Below are 19,627 nucleotides of genomic sequence, written 5' to 3' on the forward strand. Positions count from 1 at the left end.
GCAGTGAAGCGGACCAGGAAGCGGGCCACCGCGGCGGCCGCGCTGGCGGCGACCGCGGCGCTGGCCGCGGCGTGCGCGAGCAGTTCGGCGTCGACCTCGGCCCCGGCGCACGCGATCGCCGCCGAGACGTTCACGACGTCGACGCCGATCAAGCACGTCGTGGTGATCTTCGGCGAGAACATCTCCTTCGACCATTATTTCGGCACCTATCCGAACGCGACGAACGAGAACGGCACTCCGTTCCATGCCGCGCCCGGCACTCCCAAGGTCAACGGCCTGACTCCGGAACTGCTGCAGCACAACCCGAACGCTTACAACCCGAAGCGGTTGAGCCCCGACCAGGCGCTCACCTGTGATCAGGCGCATGACTACAAGAAGGAACAGGCCGCGTTCAACGGCGGCAAGATGGACAAGTTCGTCGAGTACACCGAGAAGGACAAGTGCACTGGGCAGCCTGTGCTGTTCGGCGAGCCCGGTCTGGTGATGAACTACTTCGACGGCAATACTGTTACTGCGATGTGGAATTACGCGCAGCACTACTCGTTGAATGACAACTCGTTCAATACTGTGTTCGGGCCGTCTAGTCCCGGGGCGATCAATCTCGTGTCGGGGCAGACGCATGGGTTGCAGCCGGTGGATTCGGTTACCGGGGAGCCCAAGGTTGATCCGCACACTGCGGCTTCGCCGGATGCTCATGGGGTCGGGACGATGATTACCGATCCGGATCCGGCGTTTGACGACTGTTCGGACAAGAATCACACGGCTAAGGACAATCTCGGGGCGTTTCAGGGGCGGAATGTCGGGGATCTGCTGAATGCTCGCGGGGTTACGTGGGGCTGGTTCGAGGGTGGGTTCCGGCCTACTGGTGAGGCTAACGGGTATGCCGTTTGCGGGACTAAGCATCCGAATGTGGGTGGGCAGGCGTCCGTTGACTACAGTCCGCATCACGAGCCGTTCCAGTACTACCGGTCGACGGCTAATCGGAAGCACCTTCCGCCGTCCTCGTTGCATGCGGTGGGGCAGCAGGATCAGGCTAATCATCAGTATGACGTTCGGGACTTCAATGATGCGCTTGCTGCGGGGACGATGCCTGCGGTGAGTTTTCTGAAGGCTCCGGAGTATCAGGACGGGCATGCTGGGTATTCGGATCCGTTGGACGAGCAGGCCTTTGTGGCTGAGGAGGTCAATCGGATCCAGGCTTCGCCGCAGTGGAAGAATACGGCGATCGTGTTGGCTTATGACGATTCGGACGGGTGGTATGACCATGTTGCGCCGAAGATTCTGAACGGGTCGCATGATTCTGCGCAGGATGCTTCGGTTTGTACTTCGAAGCCGGTGAAGTTGGGTGGGTTCGCGGATCGGTGCGGGTATGGGCCTCGGTTGCCGTTGCTGGTGATTTCGCCTTATAGCAGGGTTAATTATGTTGATCACACTATGACTGATCAGACTTCGGTGCTGCGGTTTATTGAGGACAACTGGCATTTGGGGCGGATTGGTGGCGGGTCGTTTGATGTGATGGCGGCTCCGTTGACGGGGATGTTCGATTTTTCGCATGCTAAGGCGAAGTCGTTGAGGTTGGATCCTCGGACTGGGGCGGTGGTTGGTTAAGGGGGGCGCTGCGGTTGCTGGGCGGCTCGTCGCCTGGCGGCGACATTGCGGCCCTTGGTTGCGTGGGGCACCCCGAAGCTGATTGTGATGACGGTCCGGGGGTGCTTGTCAAGGCGGGAAAGATGCCTTGACAAGCACCCCCGGACCGCATTTTTGGCTTCGTATCGGGGTGCGGGGGTGGTGTGGGTGCCTCGATTGTTGGGTGCATGCGATGCACCCAATGCCGCATTGGGGGCGCATCGTGGCGGCGGGGGCGGCGGGGCGGAGCCGGGGTGGTCCGTGAAGGGCTCCTTGAGGGAATCCAAGTCCGTGAAGGAGGCCCTCACGGCCGGCGGGCGGGTCGTGAGGGGAACCCTGGGGGAATCAGAGTCAATGAGGGTTCCCCTCACGCACGGCGGGCGAAGCGGACGAAGGCGGAAACAAGTGTGGCCCGCTCCGAAAGATCGGAGCGGGCCAACAACTTGGAGGTCAGACCGTCAGGACTGGGTCATCTTCCGCAGCACATACTGCAGGATGCCGCCGTTGCGGTAGTAGTCCGCTTCGCCGGGGGTGTCGATGCGGACGACCGCGTCGAACTCGACCTTTGAGCCGTCTTCCTTCGTGGCCGTCACGTGGACCGTTCGGGGCGTTTCGCCCTCGTTCAGCTTCGTGATGCCCTCGATGTCGAACGTCTCGGTGCCGTCGAGCTTCAGCGACGACGCCGATTCTCCCTCCGGGAACTGCAGCGGGATGACGCCCATGCCGATCAGGTTGGAGCGGTGGATGCGCTCGAACGACTCGGTGATCACCGCGCGCACGCCCAGCAGGCTGGTGCCCTTGGCCGCCCAGTCGCGGGACGAACCGGAGCCGTACTCCTTGCCGCCCAGGACGACCAGCGGGGTGCCTGCCGCCGCGTAGTTCTGGGCCGCGTCGTAGATGAACGCCTGCGGGGCGCCTTCCTGCGTGAAGTCGCGGGTGTAGCCGCCCTGCACGTCGTCCAGCAGCTGGTTGCGCAGCCGGATGTTCGCGAACGTGCCGCGGATCATGACCTCGTGGTTGCCGCGGCGCGAGCCGTAGGAGTTGAAGTCCTTGCGCTCGATGCCGTGCTCGACCAGGTACTGCGCGGCCGGCGTGCCGGGCTTGATCGCGCCGGCGGGGGAGATGTGGTCGGTGGTGACCGAGTCGCCCAGCTTCGCCAGCACCCGGGCGCCGGAGATGTCCTGCACCGGGGCCGGTTCGGCGGTCATGCCGTCGAAGTACGGGGGCTTCCGGACGTAGGTGGACTCGGCCTCCCACTCGAAGGTCTTGCCGGTCGGCGTCGGCAGCGACTTCCAGCGCTCGCCGCCGTCGAACACGTCGGCGTAGTCCTTCTTGAACATCTCCTGGGTGATCGCGGAGTCGATGGTCTCCTGGATCTCCTGCGGCGACGGCCAGATGTCCTTCAGGAACACGTCGTTGCCGTCGCTGTCCTGGCCGAGCGGCTGGGTCGCGAAGTCGAAGTCCATCGTCCCGGCCAGCGCGTACGCGATGACCAGCGGCGGGGACGCCAGGTAGTTCATCTTGACGTCCGGGTTGATCCGGCCCTCGAAGTTCCGGTTGCCCGAGAGCACCGAGACCGCGGTGAGGTCGTTCTCCTGGATCGCGGCGGAGATCTCGTCCGACAGCGGGCCCGAGTTGCCGATGCACGTGGTGCAGCCGTAGCCGACCAGGTGGTAGCCCAGCTTCTCCAGGTACGGCCAGAGGCCGGCCTTGTCGTAGTAGTCGGTGACGACCTGCGAACCCGGCGCCATCGACGTCTTGACCCACGGCTTGACCGACAGGCCCTTGTCGACCGCGTTGCGCGCGAGCAGCGCCGCGCCCAGCATGACCGACGGGTTCGAGGTGTTGGTGCACGAGGTGATCGAGGCGATCACCACGGCGCCGTGGTCGAGCACGAACTCGCCGCGGTCGGCGGTGGACACCTTGACCGGCTTGGTCGGGCGCCCGGTGGCCCCGTTCGCCGCGGACTGCACCGGCACCGCGGTCTCGTCCTGGAACGACAGCGCGGCCGGGTCGGAGGCCGGGAAGGTCTCCTCGACGGTCTCGTCGACGTTGGTGTGCGGGGTCGGCTGCTCGTCCTCGGCGTAGTCGTGCACCGACTTGCGGAACGAGGACTTCGCGTCGGTCAGCTCGATGCGGTCCTGCGGGCGCTTCGGGCCGGCGATCGACGGGACGACCGTCGACAGGTCCAGCTCGAGGTACTCGGAGTACTGCGCCTCGTGCGACGGGTCGTGCCAGAGGCCCTGCTCCTTGGCGTACGCCTCGACCAGCGCGACCTGCTCGGCCGAACGGCCGGTGAGCTTGAGGTAGCGGACGGTCTCCTCGTCGATCGGGAAGATCGCCGCGGTGGAGCCGAACTCCGGGCTCATGTTGCCGATGGTGGCGCGGTTGGCCAGCGGCACCTGGGCGACGCTCTCGCCGTAGAACTCGACGAACTTGCCGACCACGCCGTGGCGGCGCAGCATCTCGGTGATCGTGAGCACGACGTCGGTCGCGGTCACGCCCGCCGGGATCTCGCCGGTCAGCTTGAAGCCGACGACGCGCGGGATCAGCATGGAGACCGGCTGGCCCAGCATGGCCGCCTCGGCCTCGATGCCGCCGACGCCCCAGCCCAGCACGCCGAGGCCGTTGACCATGGTGGTGTGCGAGTCGGTGCCGACGCACGAGTCGGGGTAGGCCTGGCCGTTGCGGGCCATGACGGTGCGGGCCAGGTGCTCGATGTTGACCTGGTGCACGATGCCGGTGCCCGGCGGAACGACCTTGAACTCGTCGAAGGCGCCCTGGCCCCAGCGCAGGAACTGGTAGCGCTCGCGGTTGCGCTCGTACTCGATCTCCACGTTGCGCTCGAAGGCGTCCGCGCGGCCGAACACGTCGATGATCACCGAGTGGTCGATGACCATCTCGGCGGGCGCGAGCGGGTTGACCTTGTCCGGGTCGCCGCCGAGGGCGGTCACGGCCTCGCGCATGGTGGCCAGGTCGACCACGCAGGGCACGCCGGTGAAGTCCTGCATGATCACCCGGGCGGGCGTGAACTGGATCTCGATCGACGGGTCCGCGTTCGGATCCCATCCGCCGAGCGCGCGGATGTGGTCGGCGGTGATGTTCGCGCCGTCCTCGGTGCGCAGCAGGTTCTCGAGGAGGATCTTCAGGCTGTAGGGCAGCCGGGCGGCGCCTTCGACCTTGTCCAGGCGGAAGATCTCGTACGAGTTCTCTTCCACCTGCAAGGTGTCCTTGGCGCCGAAGCTGTCCTTGCTAGGTGCAGTCACGTCTAACTCCAGTGGCATGGATTCCACGCCGCCGCCGGCGTGTCCTCCCGGGTCAGTTCGGTGTCGGTCTCCGGGTCGTCGGGATCGACCCGCGCGAGTCTTGCGCACCCCCACCGTAGAACCGGAACCGGGAGGGCACACCTCGTCTTCTCGACCCAAACAGTACGCGTGTCCTGTATTTCGTTCAAGACGACACGCGGAGTGACGTGCGCCATCCGGACACGCGGTCCCGCCAGGTCCCCCGAACAGGGGAAATGATCTCCGCGGTGTGTAAGTTCTTCCTGAGGCTTGTGATAGTGGTGTGACTGCAGAGGTACGCGGTGTGCCCGCGGGACGGCAGCGGGCGAGCGGAGGTGGCGGGCGTGAGGGTCCGGCGTGGACAGTCCGGGACGGCGGGCGCGCTGGTGCGCGGAGCCGGGGCCCGGCGCGGGCTGGCGATCGCGACGGTCACCCTGGCGGCCCTGCTCGGCGCGACGAGCACCGGGCTCGCGGTGCCCCCGCCGCCGCCGAATCCGAGCGACTCCTCGATCGACTCCGCCAAGGGCGACGCGAACGCGAAGGCCGGCGAGGTCGGCAGGCTCACCAACCAGCTCGCGCAGGCCGAGCAGAAGCTCAGCGCGCTGCAGGACAACGTCGAGCTGAAGCAGGAACAGGCCATGAAGGCCCTGGTCGACCTGCAGACCGCGCAGGACGAGGCGACCCAGGCGCAGAACGACGCGAAGTCGGCGCGCCAGGAGGCGGACGCGGCGGTCGGCGCCATCGAGAAGGCCCGCGCGGACGCGAAGAAGTTCGCCGCCGCGAGCTTCGAGCAGGGCAGCACGATCGGGTCGATCTCGGCGTACCTGACCTCGGACAGCCCGAAGGACCTGCTCGCCCGCGCCCAGCTGCTCAACTCCATCGGCGGCTCGCGGCTCAACGCGATGGACCGGCTCCAGCAGGCGCAGACGGAGAAGGCCAACAAGGACTCCGCCGCGCGCAAGGCGCTGGAGCTGGCGCAGCAGAAGCAGGACGCGGCCACGCGGGCGAAGGGCACCGCGGACGCCGCGCAGTCCGCCGCCGTGTCCGCGCAGCAGGCCCAGGCCGCGCAGAACACGCAGCTGGAAGCCAACAAGAACGCCGTCGAGCAGCAGCTGTACGCCGCGCAGGCGAAGGTCAACGGGCTGCAGGGGCAGCGCCAGCGCTACCAGGACTGGCTCGCGCAGAAGCAGCGCGAGGACGAGGAGCGCGCCCGGCAGGCGGCCCTGCGGGCAGCCGCGGCGAACAACGACGACGGAGGCGACAACGGCGGCGGAAGCCGCGGCCGGCCGTCCCCGGCGGCGGGCAGCTCGATCGAGGCCGTGATCGCGCGGGCGCTGTCCAAGGTGGGCATGCCGTACGCGTGGGGCGGCGGCAACGGCAGCGGCCCGACCCGCGGCATCCGCGACGGCGGCGTGGCCGACCGGTACGGCGACTACCGCAAGATCGGCTTCGACTGCTCCGGCCTGATGATCTACGCCTTCGCCGGCGTGCAGGGCCTGCCGCACTTCAGCGGCTACCAGTACACCTCCGGCCGCCGGGTCCCGCTGTCGCAGATGCGCCGCGGCGACATGCTCTTCTGGGGCGGCTCGGGCGGCATCCACCACGTCGCGCTGTACCTGGGCAACGGGCAGATGGTCGAGGCCCCGCAGTCGGGTTCCTACGTCCGCGTGACCTCGGTCCGCTACGGCGGGATCATGCCGTACGCGACGCGCCTCATCGGCTGAGCGGGCTCCACACGTAGGGCGTCGTCTCGGTCACCGCGGTGAAGCCGAGCCGTTCGAGGATCGGACGGCTCGTGGGCAGCGCGTCGACCTGGAGGTAAGCGACGCCGCGAGCCCGGGCCGCGCCGACCCGGTGCGCAACAAGGGCACGGTAGAGGCCGCGGCCGCGCCATTCCGGGAGAGTCGCGCCGCCCCAGAGTCCGGCGAATCCGGTGCCGGGCACCAGTTCCAGCCGGGACGCGGCGACGAACCGGCCGTCCGCTTCAGCCACGACATGCGTGGTGGTCCCGGCGTCGGAGCGGGCCCGCGCGAGCAGATCCGCGGCGACCGCGGCTTCGTCGTGACCGAACACCGAGGCCGACAGCGTCGCGATGCGCAGCAGGTCGTCGCTGCTGTCTGCTTCGCGCACGACCACGTCGGTGGACGGCGGAGCGGAGGCGGCAACAGCGTCCAGTGGCGCGATCAGGACGGTTTCGGTTTCCTCCGGGACGAATCCGGCCGCGAGCAACCGCTCGGGCAGTTCCGCGGGGCGGTCGTGGCTGCGGGTCTTCCACTCGAACTCCTCGCCGCGGGCGGCGAAGAACGCGCGCTGGCGGGCGATCAGGTCGTCGAGCGCGCCGCCGGTCACGCCGAGGTCGGGCGGTCCGGAGACAAACCCGCGGCGGCCGCCGGTGAGGCGGGCGAGCGGGCCGTCGGCGGTCAGGTCCTGTCCGGGTTCGGCCTGGGTCAGTTCGGCCTGGCGGACTTCGCGGTCGTAAGCGGCGAGCAGCCGCGCGGCGTCGGGCACGCCCGGGAATTTAACCCGGACGACCCCGCAGCGCGCGCGGGTTTCCGGGGCGGGCACGCTGGGTGCATGACTGAGAGCCCCCGGTTCGCCGGGATCGTGCTGGCCGGCGGGTCCGCGCGGCGCCTGTCCGGAGTGGACAAGCCGGAGCTGCGGGTCGGCGGGACCTCCTTGCTGGGCCGGGCGGTCGAGGCGCTGTCCGGAGCGGATCCAGTCGTCGTGTGCGGTCCGCAGCGGCCGGGATACGACACCGTCGTCTGGACCCGCGAGGCCGTTCCCGGCGCGGGGCCGGTGGCGGCGCTGGCCGCTGGGCTTGAGGCGGTCGATGCGGACATTGTCGTGCTGCTTGCCGCTGATCTCCCCGGCATCCGGCGCTCCACAGTGGACCGGCTGCGGTCCACTGTGGTCAGCGCGGACGGCGCGGTGCTCGTCGACGCGGCGGGGGAGCGGCAATGGCTGGTGAGCGCCTGGCGCACGGCGGCTCTGCGCGAGGCGATGCCGGAGCGTCCGGAAAACGCGTCGCTGCGCCGCACGCTCGGCGGACTGCGGATCGCCGAGGTCGCCGCGGAGCCCGGCGAGAGCGACGACATCGACACGCCGGAGGACCTGGAAAAGCACCGCTGACAGGGGCTTCACAGCTGTCACACCGGCGATGCGATTGGCTACCGTCGCGGGAAGTTCTCGACCCAGTAGGGTCGCGGGCGAGCACGCAGACGCGGAAACCCCTGGAGGAAGAGTGACCGAGCCCGGCTTCGCCGAGGGAGCGAACGGGCAGCAGCCCGGCACCCCGGCGCGGGACGCCCAGCTGCTGGAACGCACCGTGTTCGAGGTGAAGCGCGTCATCGTCGGACAGGACCGGCTGGTGGAGCGCATGCTCGTCGGGCTGCTGGCGAAGGGGCACCTGCTGCTCGAAGGCGTGCCCGGGGTCGCGAAGACGCTCGCGGTCGAGACGTTCGCGCGCGTGGTGGGCGGGTCGTTCTCCCGCGTGCAGTTCACCCCCGACCTGGTGCCCGCCGACATCCTCGGCACGCGCATCTACCGCCAGGGCGCCGAGCGCTTCGACGTCGAGCTGGGCCCGGTCGTCGCGAACTTCGTGCTCGCCGACGAGATCAACCGCGCCCCGGCGAAGGTGCAGTCGGCGATGCTCGAGGTGATGGCCGAGCGGCACGTGTCGATCGGCGGCAAGACCTTCCCGATGCCCGATCCGTTCCTCGTGCTGGCCACGCAGAACCCGATCGAGAACGAGGGCGTCTACCCGCTGCCGGAAGCCCAGCGCGACCGGTTCCTGTTCAAAATCCTGGTCGAGTACCCCTCCGCCGAGGAGGAGCGCGAGATCATCTACCGGATGGGCGTCACGCCGCCGGAGCCGCACGAGGTGCTGAGCCCGGCGGAGCTGGTGCGGCTGCAGGGCGTCGCGTCGCAGGTGTTCGTGCACCACGCGCTGGTCGACTACGTCGTGCGGCTGGTGCTCACCACGCGCACCCCGAACGACCACGGGCTGTCCGACGTCGCGGGCTGGGTGTCGTACGGCGCCTCGCCGCGCGCGAGCCTCGGCATCATCGCCGCGGCGCGGGCGCTGGCGCTCGTGCGCGGCCGCGACTACGTGCTCCCGCAGGACGTCGTCGACGTCGTGCCGGACGTGCTGCGGCACCGCCTCGTGCTGTCCTACGACGCGCTGGCCGACGGCGTCCCGGTGGACCACATCGTCACCCGCGTGCTGCAGACCGTGCCGCTGCCGCAGGTTTCGGCCCGGCCGCAGGGCGGCGCCGGCCCCGTGCCGGCGGGCGCGCCCGTCAGGTAGCGGCGTGGCTGGCACCTCCTCGAAAGAACCGGGCGGACGGCCCGGCTGGGCCCCGCCGATCCTGCGCGGCGACCGGATGGAAGCGGGACTGCGCACCCTCGAACTCGAGGTGCGCCGCCGCCTCGACGGGCTGCTCCAGGGCAACCACCTCGGGCTCGTCCCGGGGCCGGGTTCCGAGCCCGGCGAGGCGCGGCCGTACCAGCCCGGCGACGACGTGCGCCGGATGGACTGGGCGGTCACCGCGCGGACGACGACGCCGCACATCCGCGAGACGGTCGCGGACCGCGAGCTGGAGACGTGGGTCGTCGCGGACATGTCGGCGAGCCTCGACTTCGGCACCGCGCTGTGCGAGAAGCGGGATCTGGTCGTCTGCGCGACCGCCGCGGTCGCGCATCTGACCGGCGGCGGCGGAAACCGGATCGGCGCGCTCGTGTCCAACGGCGAAGGCATCACCCGGCTCCCGGCGCGCGGCGGGCTTCCGCACGCCCGCGGTCTGGTCCGGCGGCTCGCCGAGACGCCCCGTGCCGCCGAAGGCGTCCGCGGCGACCTCGCCGAGGCGCTGGAAAAGCTGCGCCGTCCGCCGCGGCGGCGCGGACTGGCGGTGGTGATCTCCGACTTCCTCGGCCCGATGGACTGGGAGCGCCCGTTGCGCGCGCTCGGCGGAAGGCACGAGCTGATCGCGATCGAGATCGTCGACCCGCGCGACGTGGACCTGCCGGACGTCGGCACCGTCGTGCTGGCCGACCCGGAGACCGGACGGCAGCGCGAGGTGCACGCTTCGGCGTTGCTGCGCAAGGAGTTCGGCGCGGCGGCGAACGCGCACCGGCAGGCGGTCGCGGCCGGTCTGCGCCGGGCCGGGGCCGCGCATCTGGTGCTGCGCACCGATTCCGACTGGATCGCGGACATGGTGCGGTTCGTGGTCGCCCGCAAGCGCCGCTGGTCGGGAGGCGTCGCATGACCACGATGCACGCGGCAACCGGTAAGGAGGCGACGGCATGAGCCTCGCCGGATTCAGTTCGCCGTGGTGGTTCCTGCTGCTGATCGCAGTGGCCGCGGTGGCGGCCGCGTACGTGCTGTCGCAGCGGCAGCGGCGCCGCCGGGTGATGCGGTTCGCGAATCTGGAGCTGCTGGAGAAGGTCGCGCCCAAGGCGCAGGGCTGGATCCGGCACGTGCCCGCGGTGCTGATCGTGCTGTCGCTGCTGTTCCTGACGGTCTCGCTGGCCGGTCCGACGGCGGAGCAGAAGGTGCCGCGCAACCGGGCGACGGTCATGCTGGTGATCGACGTGTCGCTGTCGATGGAAGCCACCGACGTCGCCCCGACGCGGCTCAAGGCGGCGCAGGACGCGGCGAAGCAGTTCGCGCAGAACATGACCCCGGGCGTCAACCTGGGCCTGATCTCGTTCGCCGGAACCGCGACCGTGCTGGTCAACCCGACCACGGACCGGGCAGGCGTGACGAAGGCGATCGACAACCTGAAGCTCGCCCAGTCCACCGCCACCGGCGAGGGCATCTACGCGGCGATGCAGTCGATCCAGAGCTTCTCCGCGGTGGTCGGAGGCGCGGACGGTCCGCCGCCCGCACGGATCGTGCTGATGAGCGACGGCAAGCAGACGGTGCCGGAGGACCTGTACGCCCCGCGCGGCGCGTACACCGCGGCGCAGGCGGCGAAACAGGCACAGATGCCGATCTCGTCGATCTCGTTCGGCACCGAGCACGGGTCGGTCGACATCGAGGGCAAGCAGCAGGACGTCCGCGTGGACGACGAATCCCTGCGCGAGATCGCCCGGCTGTCCGGGGGAGAGTTCTACAAGGCGGCGAGCGCGGACGAGCTGAAACGCGTCTACGCCGACCTGGGCGAGCAGATCGGGTACGAGCTGAAGAACGCCGACGCGAGCAAGCCGTGGGTGGTGCTGGGGACGATCATCCTCATGGCCGGGGCGGCGACCGCGCTGGTGTTCGGCCAGAGACTGCCTTGACGCCGGTCGCTTCCGGCGGGGAGCGGTCCCGGCCGGAAGCGACACGCGGATCCACACCATGCCGCCGCCGCGCGGTTCCTGGCGTGAGCCGCCTTCACGGCGTGGCGAAACCGTTCTGCCGCCAGCCTTCGTACACCGCGATCGCGGTCGTGTTCGCCAGGTTCAGCGACCGGTTGTTGGGCAGCATCGGCAACCGCAGCCGTTCGGTGACCTCCGGGGCGCGCTGAACCTCGTCCGGCAGCCCGGCGGACTCCGGCCCGAACATCAGCACATCCCCTGGGGCGTAGGAAACCTCCGTGTAGAGCCGGGTCGCCCCGGCGCTGAACGCATACACCTTCGCGGGCAGCAATGCCTTCCACGCCGCGGCCAGATCGGCGTGCACGTGGACCCGCGCGAGGTCGTGGTAATCGAGCCCGGCGCGGCGGAGCTGCTTGTCCTCCAAGGTGAACCCCAGCGGTTCGACCAGGTGCAGCTCGCATCCGGTGTTCGCGGCCAGCCGGATCGCGTTGCCGGTGTTGGGCGGGATTTCGGGGCAGTAGAACAAGACTCGGAACACGGGATGCCTCACGCCGCCTCGGGTAGATACTTCGCGTAAGCCGCGCGCACTTCCGGCGGCGGTTCCGCTTTGCGGTAGTTCTCGGTGTCGACGAACACGTACCGCAGCCGGAGCTCGGTGGTCACGGTGTCGCCGCGGCGGATGTCCAGCTCGAACCGCATCGACGTGGTGCCCAGGTGCACCAGATAGACCGACACCACGAGCTCGTCGTCGAAACGGCACGGCGCGAAATACCGCAGATTCGACTCGGCGACCACCAGGTCGACGCCGGTGGCGAGCAGCGCGTCGTGCGAACCGAAGAGGGTTCTTTCCACCTCGAACGCCGCCATGTCCGCGTAGGCAAGGTAATGCGCGTTGAAGACGATCCCCTGAGCGTCGCATTCGTGGTATCGCACGCGCAGGGGCATTTCAACGAGAGGGCGGCGTTCGGTCACCCGACCAATCTAGCGATCAGCCGTGCAGGGCGCGGTAGGTGTCAGCCGCGCCGCGATGCAGGGGCACCGGTTGAGTGCCGATCAGCGTCCGCACGTCCAGGAACTGCGTCCCGACCGCCTGCGCGGGCACGAGTTCGGCAGCACGCCCCGCGAGCACCCGAACCACCGCCGCCGCCACGTCGAACGGCAGCTTGGGCGAACAGACCAGCAGATTCGCCACCCCGATCGTGCCCAGCGCGCCGACCCCGCGGTAAGCCCCGGCAGGCACCTGCACCTGTTCGTACAGCGGACCGTAGGCCTTGCGCAACTGGGGGAGCACCGACGTCAGCGGGATGAGCGAGAGCGGCGTCGTGCGGTTGAGGTCGGCGAGGGCGGGCGTCGGGATGCCGCCGGACCAGAGGAACGCGTCGATCCGGCGGTCGTGCAGGGCGGCGACCGCGTCGTTCAGCGGCAGATGCTGTGCTTGGACCGGGATGTTGCTCGCGGCGAAGACCCGTTCGCCCAGTTGCGCGGCGCCCGAGCGGCTCGCGCCGACCGAGATCGGGCGGCCGGCCAGCGAGCGCAGGTCGGTGAGCTGGTCCTCGGCGCGGACGACCAGCTGGAGGTAGTTCTCGTAGACGCGGCCGAGTGCTTGCAGCGGAACGGGTTTCCCGAACGGCGTGCCGCCGGTGATCGCGGATTGCGCCACGTCGGCGAGCGCCAGCCCGAAGTCGGCCGTTCCGTCCTGGACGCGTTGCACGTTCTCGACGCTCGCCTCGGTGGGCAGCGCGCTGCAGTGCAGCCGCGGTTCGGCGCGCGACAATTCGGCGGCCAGGACCTCGGCGAAGGCCAGGTAGAAGCCGCCGGGTTCGCCGGACGCGATGGTGATCTTCCGGTCCGGGCCGCGGTAGGTGTCGTCGCAGGCGGCGAGCGTCAGGGCGAGGCCGCCGAGGAGCGCGGTGCGGCGGGTGACCTTCACGGCGTCACCGCCGCGGGCAGCGTGATCCGGACTTGCAGGCCATGCGGTTCGACCGCGCGCAGCTCCAGAACCCCGCCTCGGGCACGGGTTTGCTCCCGCGCGATGGCGAGACCGAGGCCGGTGCCGCGAGGCGCGCCGTCGCCGCCCGCGCGCCAGAACCGTTCGGTGGCCCGGGCGAGGTCCTCCGGAGGAAGGCCCGGACCGTCGTCGGAGACGATCAGCGTGACACTGTCCGAAGTGGACTCCCAAGCGGCGGTGATGGTGGCTCCCTGACCGGCGTGGTGGACGGCGTTGTCCAGCAGGACGTCGAGAATCTGCGCCAGTTCGCTTTCCGGCGTGCGCACCAGCAGCGGCTCAGTATGCACTTCGCACGGCACGAGGGTCGCGCCGGCTTCGTCGGCGGACAACCGCCACGCGTCGACCCGTTCCGCCACGACAGCGGCCAGGTCCGCGGGCTCGTCGTCGGCGCGCGCGGCCAGGCGGGTCGCGGTGCTTTCCGCGGTGGCGAGGGCGAGCAAACCGTCGAGAATTCGTTCCAGGCGCTCGACTTCCGCCACCGTCGCCTCGTAAGCCGGGCGGTTTTCGACCTCGGTGCCGAGCAGGTCGAGCCGGAGCCGGAGCGCCGCCATCGGGTTCCGCAGCTGGTGCGAGGTGTCCGCGACGAGCCGCTGCTGCTGGTTCGCCGACTCGACCACCGCGTCGGACATCCGGTTCACCGACGCCGCGAGCGACCGCAATTCGCGCGGCCCGGACCGTTCCGGCACCTGCGCCCGGCGTCCGCCCGCCACCGCCAGCACGCCGGTTTCCAGCTCCACCAACGGTCGCACCATCCATCGCGACAGCAGGACCGCGAGCAGCACGAACAGCGCCGCGACCACCATCGCCCCGGCCGCGATCGCGCTCCACGCCGCCGCGACGTCCTGCGCCGCGGCGGTCACCGAAGCACGCAGCAGCACCACGCCGGACACCCGCGTCCCGGTGCCGACGGGGCGCGCGAACAGCACCGGCGTGTCCGACCACGGCTGGATCCGTTCGACCGGCGCTTCCGGCTCGTTGCGCAGCGTCGCCTCGATGACGGTCCGGGCGTCCGGATCACTGCTGGTCAGACCGCCGGTTTCGACCAGCGGCTGCCGCTGCGCGTCGACGATCAGCACGCCTTCGCTGTATAACGACGAATACTGCCGCGCGTCGGCGTTCAACGCGGTCGCGTCGCCGGAATCGACCGCCTGTTGCGCGAGCACCACGAAGCGGTCGACGTCGCTGCTGCGCGAAATCACCAGCTGCTGGGTCCGCTGATCGGCGGTCGCGGACAGCAGCGGAACCGCGAACGCCGCCACGACGGCGAGCGCGAGCGTGACGAGGACAGCCAGCAGGCGAGTGCGCACCGATCAGCTCCGGCCGAGCCGGTAGCCGAAGCCGCGGATCGTGGTCAGCAGGCCGGGCCGGTCGAGTTTCGCGCGCAGCTGCGTCATGTGGACGTCGAGCGACCGCGAAACAGCGAGGTACGCGTCGCCCCACACCTCGTCCATCAGCTGCTGGCGGCTCACCGCGGTGCCGGGCCGCGCGGCGAGCACCGCCAGCACCGCGAATTCCTTCGTGGTCAGCCCGATGTCGCGGCCGCCGACCACGACCCGGCGCGCGCCCAGATCGATCTCGACGTCCTCGATCTGCACCACCGGATCCTTCGGCGCGGGGGAGGAGCTGCCCGCCCGCCGCGCCACCGCGTCCATCCGGGCCAGCAACTCCGCCATCCGCACCGGCTTCGCCAGGTAGTCGTCCGCGCCGAAACGCAGCGCCCGGACGACCGAACGCTCGTCGTCGCGCGCGGTCAGCACGATCACCGGCACCGGAGAGACCTGCCGGATCTTGCGGAGCACGTCCAGCCCGTCGAGATCCGGCAGGCCGAGGTCGAGAAGCAGCAGGTCCGCGTCCCGGTGCCGGGTGAGCGCGTCCGAGCCGCGGCCGACCGCGGTGACCGAGTGGCCGTGCGCCTGCAGCGTTTCGGCGAGTGCCCGGGCGACCCCGGTGTCGTCCTCCACGAGCAGCACGCGCACGGCCGTCCTCCCGATCAGTCCTCGCCGCGTTCGAGGGCGGACGAACGCGAAGTTTCCCGCATTGTCGCGTACACGACGAGCGACACGAGGACGCAACCCGCGACGTACCAGAAGAAGAGCGATTCGTGACCCGCCTTCTTCAGCGCCTGGGCGATCAGCTCGGCGGTCCCGCCGAAGATCGCGACGGTGAGCGCGTAGGGCAGGCCGACGCCGATCGCGCGGATCCGCGTCGGGAACAGCTCGGCCTTCACGATCGCGTTGATCGAGGTGTAGCCGGTCACGATCACCAGCGCGCCGAGCAGCAGCAGGAACGCGAGGAACGGCTGGCTGGTGCGCGCCATCAGGGTCATGATCGGCACGGTCAGCAGGGTGCCCGCGATGCCGAAGAACATCAGCAGCTTCCGCCGGCCGATCCGGTCCGACAGCCGTCCGGCCAGCGGCTGCAGGATCGCGAAGATCAGCAGCGCGACGAACATGATCACGGTGACCGTGCGGCGCGGGATGTGCGCGGTGTTCTCCAGGAACTTCTGCGTGTAGGTGGCGTAGGTGTAGAACGCGACCGTGCCGCCGAGCGTCAGGCCGACGACGAGCAGGATCTCCCGCGGGTACTTCACGAGCTGGCGCAGCGTGCCGCGCTCGCCCTTGCCGGCTTCCGCCCCCTCGGTGGCCCGCTGGTAGCTCTCCGACTCGTCCATCGACCGCCGCAGCGCCATCACGATCACCGCCGCGAGCGCGCCGACGACGAACGCGATCCGCCAGCCCCAGTCGCCCATCTGCTTGTCGGTGAGCACGCTCTGCAGGATCAGCTGCAGCCCCAGCGCGAGCAGCTGCCCGCCGACGAGCGTCACGTACTGGAAGCTGGAGTAGAACCCGCGCTTGCCGGGCGTGGCCACCTCGGACAGGTACGTCGCCGAGGTGGAGTACTCGCCGCCGACCGAAAGCCCTTGCAGCAGACGGGAAAACACCAGCAGGATCGGCGCCGCGATGCCGATCGTCGCGTAGCCCGGCGTCAGCGCGATGAGCAGCGAGCCGCACGCCATCATCGAAACCGAGAGCACGAGCGCGGAACGCCGTCCGTAGCGGTCGGCGAACCGGCCGAGCAGCCAGCCGCCGAGCGGCCGCATGAGGAATCCGACGGCGAACACCGCCGCGGTGTTGAGGAACTGCGCCGTGGCATCGCCGCCGGGGAAGAACGCCTTCGCGAAGTAGACGGTGAACGCCGAATAGGCGTACCAGTCGTACCACTCGACGAGGTTTCCGATCGAGCCGCGCAGCACGTTGCCGACCACGCGCCGCTCGTCCCGCGCCGAGCCGGCGTCCTGGATCCGGGTAGTCATCCTTGACCTCCTGTGTCGCGACTCACGGTGACCAACCGGGCAGTAACCATCAAGGTCGAGACGCGGTTCCTTACCGTCGCTTAGGACGGGAGTGCCGGGTGCGCCGCCGGTCAGCGCAGCCGATAGCCTCAGGCGGGCGCAACCGCGAAGACGACGAGGAGAACGCAGTGGGACGGTCGGTCTTGGTCACCGGCGGCAACCGGGGCATCGGGCTGGCGATCGCCCGCGACCTCGCGGAGCAGGGCCACCGGGTCGCGGTCACGCACCGCGGGTCCGGCGCGCCGGAGGGGCTGTTCGGCGTGCAGGCCGACGTCACCGACGCCGAGCAGGTGGACGCGGCGTTCAAGCTCGTGGAGGAGCACCAGGGGCCGGTCGAGGTCCTGGTGTCCAACGCCGGGCTCACCGACGACACCTTGCTCATGCGGATGTCGGAGGAGCAGTTCGAGCGCGTGCTGAACGCGAACCTCACCGGCGCGTTCCGCGTCGCCAAGCGGGCCTCGCGCGGCATGCTGCGCGCCCGCTGGGGCCGGTTCGTGTTCATCTCGTCCGTGGTGGGCCTTTCCGGCTCGGCCGGGCAGGCGAACTACGCGGCCTCGAAGGCGGGCCTGGTCGGCTTCGCGCGTTCGCTCGCGCGCGAGCTGGGCTCGCGCAACATCACCGCGAACGTGGTCGCGCCCGGTTTCGTGCACACCGACATGACCGACGCGCTGAGCGAGGACCGGCGCAAGGAGATCCTCGCCAACGTCCCGTCCGGCCGCTACGCCGAACCGGCCGAGATCGCCGCCGCGGTGCGGTACCTGTCCTCGGACGAGGCGGGCTACGTCAACGGCGCGGTGCTGCCCGTCGACGGCGGCCTCGGCCTCGGCCACTGACTTTTCCCGAGAAGAACACCCCACGACCTGGAGGACGTGTTGCCCGGATTGCTCGAAGGCAAGCGGCTGCTGATCACCGGCGTCATCACCGACGCCTCGCTGGCGTTCCACGCGGCCCGCATCGCCCAGCAGGAGGGCGCGAAGGTCGTGCTCACCGGCTTCGGACGGCTGTCGCTGGTGGAGCGCATCGCCAAGCGGCTGCCGGAGCCCGCCCCGGTGCTGGAACTGGACGTCACGAACCAGGAGCACCTCGACTCGCTCGCCGACCGCGTCCGCGAGCACGTCGACGGCCTCGACGGCGTGCTGCACTCGATCGGCTTCGCGCCGCAGAGCTGCCTCGGCGCGCCGTTCCTGGACGCCCCCAGCGACGACGTGAAGGTCGCGGTCGACGTCTCGGCGTTCTCGTTCAAGTCGCTCGCGGTCGCGACGCTGCCGCTGCTCGGCCGCGGTGCCTCGATCGTCGGCATGGACTTCGACGCGCGCGTCGCGTGGCCGGTCTACAACTGGATGGGCGTCGCGAAGGCCGCGCTGGAGTCGGTGAACCGCTACCTGGCGAAGGAACTCGGCCCGCAGGGCATCCGGGTCAACCTGGTCAGCGCCGGCCCGATGAAGACCATGGCCGCGAAGTCCATCCCCGGCTTCGGCGAACTCGAAGGCGGCTGGGACGGCCGCGCGCCGCTCGGCTGGGACTCCGCGGACCCGGAGCCGACCGCCAAGACGGTCTGCGTCGCGCTGTCCGACTGGATGCCCGCGACCACCGGTTCGATGATCATGGTCGACGGCGGAGTGCACGCGCTCGGGATCTGAGTTTGGTGCTGTGAATGGCCCCGCGGGAGTGTTCCCGCGGGGCCATTCGCCTTTTTTAGGCGGTCACCAGTTCCGGTGCGGTGTCGCGTTGGTGCAGGCGCAGGGCCGCGGTGAGGGCGGCTACGGCTAGTGCGCCGAGTGCGACGCTTACCCAGGCGACGCTGGAGAATCCCATTCCCGCGCTGATCGTGGTGCCGCCGAGCCACGGGCCGACGGTGTTGCCGACGTTGAACGCGGAGGTTGTGCTTGCGCCTACGAGGGTCGAGGTGCCGCCTGCTGCGGCGTAGGCGCGGACGTTGAGTGCTGGGTTGGCGGCGAATCCGGCTGCGCCCAGGATGAGTACGGCGGTTACTGCTACCGCTGGGGTGGTTGCGAAGGCTAGTGCGACGAGGGCGGCGAGGGCGATGCCGAGGCTGCCGTAAAGGGTGGCGAACGGGTACTTGTCGGCTAGTTTGCCGCCTGCGTAAATTCCGATGACCGCGCCGCCGCCGAAGAGGGCGAGGACTACTGGGACACCTGCTTCGGGGAGTCCGGCTACGGAGACCAGCAGGGGTGCCAGGTAACTGAACGTTGCGAAGACCATTGCCTGGAGTAGGGCGATCACACCCAGGGCTAGCCAGAGGCGGCTGCGGCGGAATACCTGTAGTTCTTCGGCGATCCTCGGCGCTTCGGTTTGCTTGGGGGTGCGGGGGACTGAGAGCAGGACGGCGATAGCGGCGATGATCGTCAGTGCGGCTACTGCCCAGAATGCGCTGCGCCAGCCTGCGTGTTGTCCCAGCAGGGTGCCTGCGGGGACGCCTACGACGTTCGCGATCGTGAGGCCGCCGACCAGTACTGCTAGTGCTTGTCCGCGGCGGGCTTCCGGGACGAGGTTGACGGTGGTTGCGGCGGCTACTGCCCAGAAACCGGCGCAGGCTACTGCGCTGATGATTCTGGTGGCGAAGAGGAGGGGGTAGCCGTCGGCGATTGCGCCTATGACGTGTGCGGCGCTGAAGGCGGCTAGGAGTCCGAGGAGGGTGGTTCGGCGGGGGAGGCGGATTGTGCCTATTGCTAGCAAGGGGGCGCCGATGACCATGCCGATGGCGAAGGCGGAGATCAGGAGGCCTGCGTCGGGGATGGTGACGTTCAGGTCGGCGGCCATTCCGGGGAGGAGGCCGGTGATCATGAACTCGGAGGTGCCCAGGGCGAAGATGCTGAGGCCGAGTACGAAGACGGCTGGGGGCACGGGTGGGCTCTCTTTCTGGAACTTGTAGTACAAAATGTGGATGTATGGGGGCCTCGTCGCCTGGCGGCGACATCGCTTGGTGGTTGCGTGGGGCACCCCGAAGCTTGATTGTGCTGACGGTTCGGGGGTGCTTGTCAAGGCGGGAAAGATGCCTTGACAAGCACCCCCGAACCGCAGGGGAGCTTCGTATCG

17 protein-coding genes are annotated in these 19,627 nt (G+C 69.6%); 8 read left to right on the forward strand and 9 right to left on the reverse strand.

Annotated elements, in window-relative coordinates:
* Positions 1-3: 3 nt before the first annotated feature.
* Positions 4-1,608: an alkaline phosphatase family protein gene (locus PUT80_RS12060; protein ID WP_275291967.1), complete on the forward strand. Its 1,605-nt coding sequence runs from the start codon at positions 4-6 to the stop codon at positions 1,606-1,608.
* A 476-nt stretch (positions 1,609-2,084) separates the two neighbouring features.
* Here the strand turns inward: PUT80_RS12060 and acnA are convergent, their stop codons facing one another.
* The gene (gene acnA, locus PUT80_RS12065; protein WP_134668427.1) at positions 2,085-4,892 is read right to left on the reverse strand and encodes an aconitate hydratase AcnA; all 2,808 of its coding nucleotides are present in this window, start codon (positions 4,890-4,892) and stop codon (positions 2,085-2,087) included.
* A 362-nt stretch (positions 4,893-5,254) separates the two neighbouring features.
* Between acnA and PUT80_RS12070 the strand changes: the two genes are divergently transcribed.
* Positions 5,255-6,634, forward strand: a complete 1,380-nt coding sequence (locus PUT80_RS12070) for an NlpC/P60 family protein (RefSeq protein ID WP_051728557.1) — start codon at positions 5,255-5,257, stop codon at positions 6,632-6,634.
* On the opposite strand, the gene PUT80_RS12075 is transcribed toward PUT80_RS12070, so the two are convergent.
* Entirely contained in the window at positions 6,624-7,418 is a 795-nt protein-coding gene (locus PUT80_RS12075) for a GNAT family N-acetyltransferase (RefSeq protein ID WP_037806530.1), read from the reverse strand. The genes PUT80_RS12070 and PUT80_RS12075 overlap by 11 nt on opposite strands.
* Positions 7,419-7,484: 66 nt before the next feature.
* Here PUT80_RS12075 and PUT80_RS12080 point away from each other — a divergent pair, with 66 nt between their 5' ends.
* The 4 genes from PUT80_RS12080 (at position 7,485) to PUT80_RS12095 (ending at position 11,192) form a co-directional block, all read left to right on the forward strand.
* The gene (locus PUT80_RS12080) at positions 7,485-8,039 is read left to right on the forward strand and encodes a molybdenum cofactor guanylyltransferase (protein WP_037806528.1); all 555 of its coding nucleotides are present in this window, start codon (positions 7,485-7,487) and stop codon (positions 8,037-8,039) included.
* 112 nt (positions 8,040-8,151) lie between these two features.
* Positions 8,152-9,216, forward strand: a complete 1,065-nt coding sequence (locus PUT80_RS12085) for a MoxR family ATPase (protein ID WP_037806526.1) — start codon at positions 8,152-8,154, stop codon at positions 9,214-9,216.
* Between the two features lie 76 nt (positions 9,217-9,292).
* Positions 9,293-10,174: a DUF58 domain-containing protein gene (locus tag PUT80_RS12090; RefSeq protein WP_235146550.1), complete on the forward strand. Its 882-nt coding sequence runs from the start codon at positions 9,293-9,295 to the stop codon at positions 10,172-10,174.
* A 37-nt stretch (positions 10,175-10,211) separates the two neighbouring features.
* A complete protein-coding gene (locus tag PUT80_RS12095; RefSeq protein ID WP_009078098.1) occupies positions 10,212-11,192 on the forward strand; it encodes a VWA domain-containing protein in 981 nt (326 codons plus the stop codon).
* 94 nt (positions 11,193-11,286) lie between these two features.
* Here PUT80_RS12095 and PUT80_RS12100 read toward each other — a convergent pair whose 3' ends face one another.
* From PUT80_RS12100 to PUT80_RS12125, 6 genes are read right to left on the reverse strand one after another with little or no spacing between them, the layout of a single operon-like run.
* Positions 11,287-11,748 carry a tRNA (cytidine(34)-2'-O)-methyltransferase gene (locus PUT80_RS12100; protein WP_134668511.1) on the reverse strand — a complete coding sequence of 154 codons (462 nt, stop codon included), beginning with the start codon at positions 11,746-11,748 and terminating at the stop codon, positions 11,287-11,289.
* An 8-nt stretch (positions 11,749-11,756) separates the two neighbouring features.
* Positions 11,757-12,182, reverse strand: a complete 426-nt coding sequence (locus tag PUT80_RS12105; protein WP_134668433.1) for a thioesterase family protein — start codon at positions 12,180-12,182, stop codon at positions 11,757-11,759.
* Between the two features lie 16 nt (positions 12,183-12,198).
* Complete coding sequence (locus PUT80_RS12110) at positions 12,199-13,140, reverse strand: TAXI family TRAP transporter solute-binding subunit (RefSeq protein ID WP_037806519.1); 942 nt, start codon at positions 13,138-13,140, stop codon at positions 12,199-12,201.
* Positions 13,137-14,525 carry a HAMP domain-containing sensor histidine kinase gene (locus PUT80_RS12115; protein ID WP_037806517.1) on the reverse strand — a complete coding sequence of 463 codons (1,389 nt, stop codon included), beginning with the start codon at positions 14,523-14,525 and terminating at the stop codon, positions 13,137-13,139. Before PUT80_RS12115 ends, PUT80_RS12110 begins: the two co-directional genes overlap by 4 nt.
* 3 nt (positions 14,526-14,528) lie before the next feature.
* A complete protein-coding gene (locus PUT80_RS12120; protein ID WP_037806515.1) occupies positions 14,529-15,194 on the reverse strand; it encodes a response regulator transcription factor in 666 nt (221 codons plus the stop codon).
* Positions 15,195-15,208: 14 nt separating this feature from the next.
* Positions 15,209-16,531, reverse strand: a complete 1,323-nt coding sequence (locus tag PUT80_RS12125; protein ID WP_134733969.1) for an MFS transporter — start codon at positions 16,529-16,531, stop codon at positions 15,209-15,211.
* A gap of 167 nt (positions 16,532-16,698) precedes the next feature.
* Here PUT80_RS12125 and PUT80_RS12130 point away from each other — a divergent pair, with 167 nt between their 5' ends.
* On the forward strand, positions 16,699-17,403 hold the full coding sequence (locus tag PUT80_RS12130; RefSeq protein WP_043826988.1) for a beta-ketoacyl-ACP reductase: 705 nt from the start codon (positions 16,699-16,701) through the stop codon (positions 17,401-17,403).
* A 39-nt stretch (positions 17,404-17,442) separates the two neighbouring features.
* Positions 17,443-18,210 carry an enoyl-ACP reductase FabI gene (fabI, locus tag PUT80_RS12135; protein ID WP_037806844.1) on the forward strand — a complete coding sequence of 256 codons (768 nt, stop codon included), beginning with the start codon at positions 17,443-17,445 and terminating at the stop codon, positions 18,208-18,210.
* 55 nt (positions 18,211-18,265) lie between these two features.
* Here fabI and PUT80_RS12140 read toward each other — a convergent pair whose 3' ends face one another.
* Positions 18,266-19,435, reverse strand: coding sequence for a Cmx/CmrA family chloramphenicol efflux MFS transporter (locus tag PUT80_RS12140; protein ID WP_275291973.1), 1,170 nt, complete (start codon positions 19,433-19,435; stop codon positions 18,266-18,268).
* Positions 19,436-19,627 lie beyond the last annotated feature (192 nt).

The sequence above is a fragment of the Amycolatopsis sp. La24 genome (assembly GCF_029087445.1).
Lineage (GTDB): Bacteria > Actinomycetota > Actinomycetes > Mycobacteriales > Pseudonocardiaceae > Amycolatopsis > Amycolatopsis nivea.

Coding starts and splice junctions, on each gene's coding strand:
- PUT80_RS12095 (WP_009078098.1), top strand. CDS start 10,212: ATGAGCCTCGCCGGATTCAGTTCGCCGTGGTGGTTCCTGCTGCTGATC.
- PUT80_RS12125 (WP_134733969.1), bottom strand. CDS start 16,531: ATGACTACCCGGATCCAGGACGCCGGCTCGGCGCGGGACGAGCGGCGC.
- PUT80_RS12080 (WP_037806528.1), top strand. CDS start 7,485: ATGACTGAGAGCCCCCGGTTCGCCGGGATCGTGCTGGCCGGCGGGTCC.
- PUT80_RS12090 (WP_235146550.1), top strand. CDS start 9,293: ATGGAAGCGGGACTGCGCACCCTCGAACTCGAGGTGCGCCGCCGCCTC.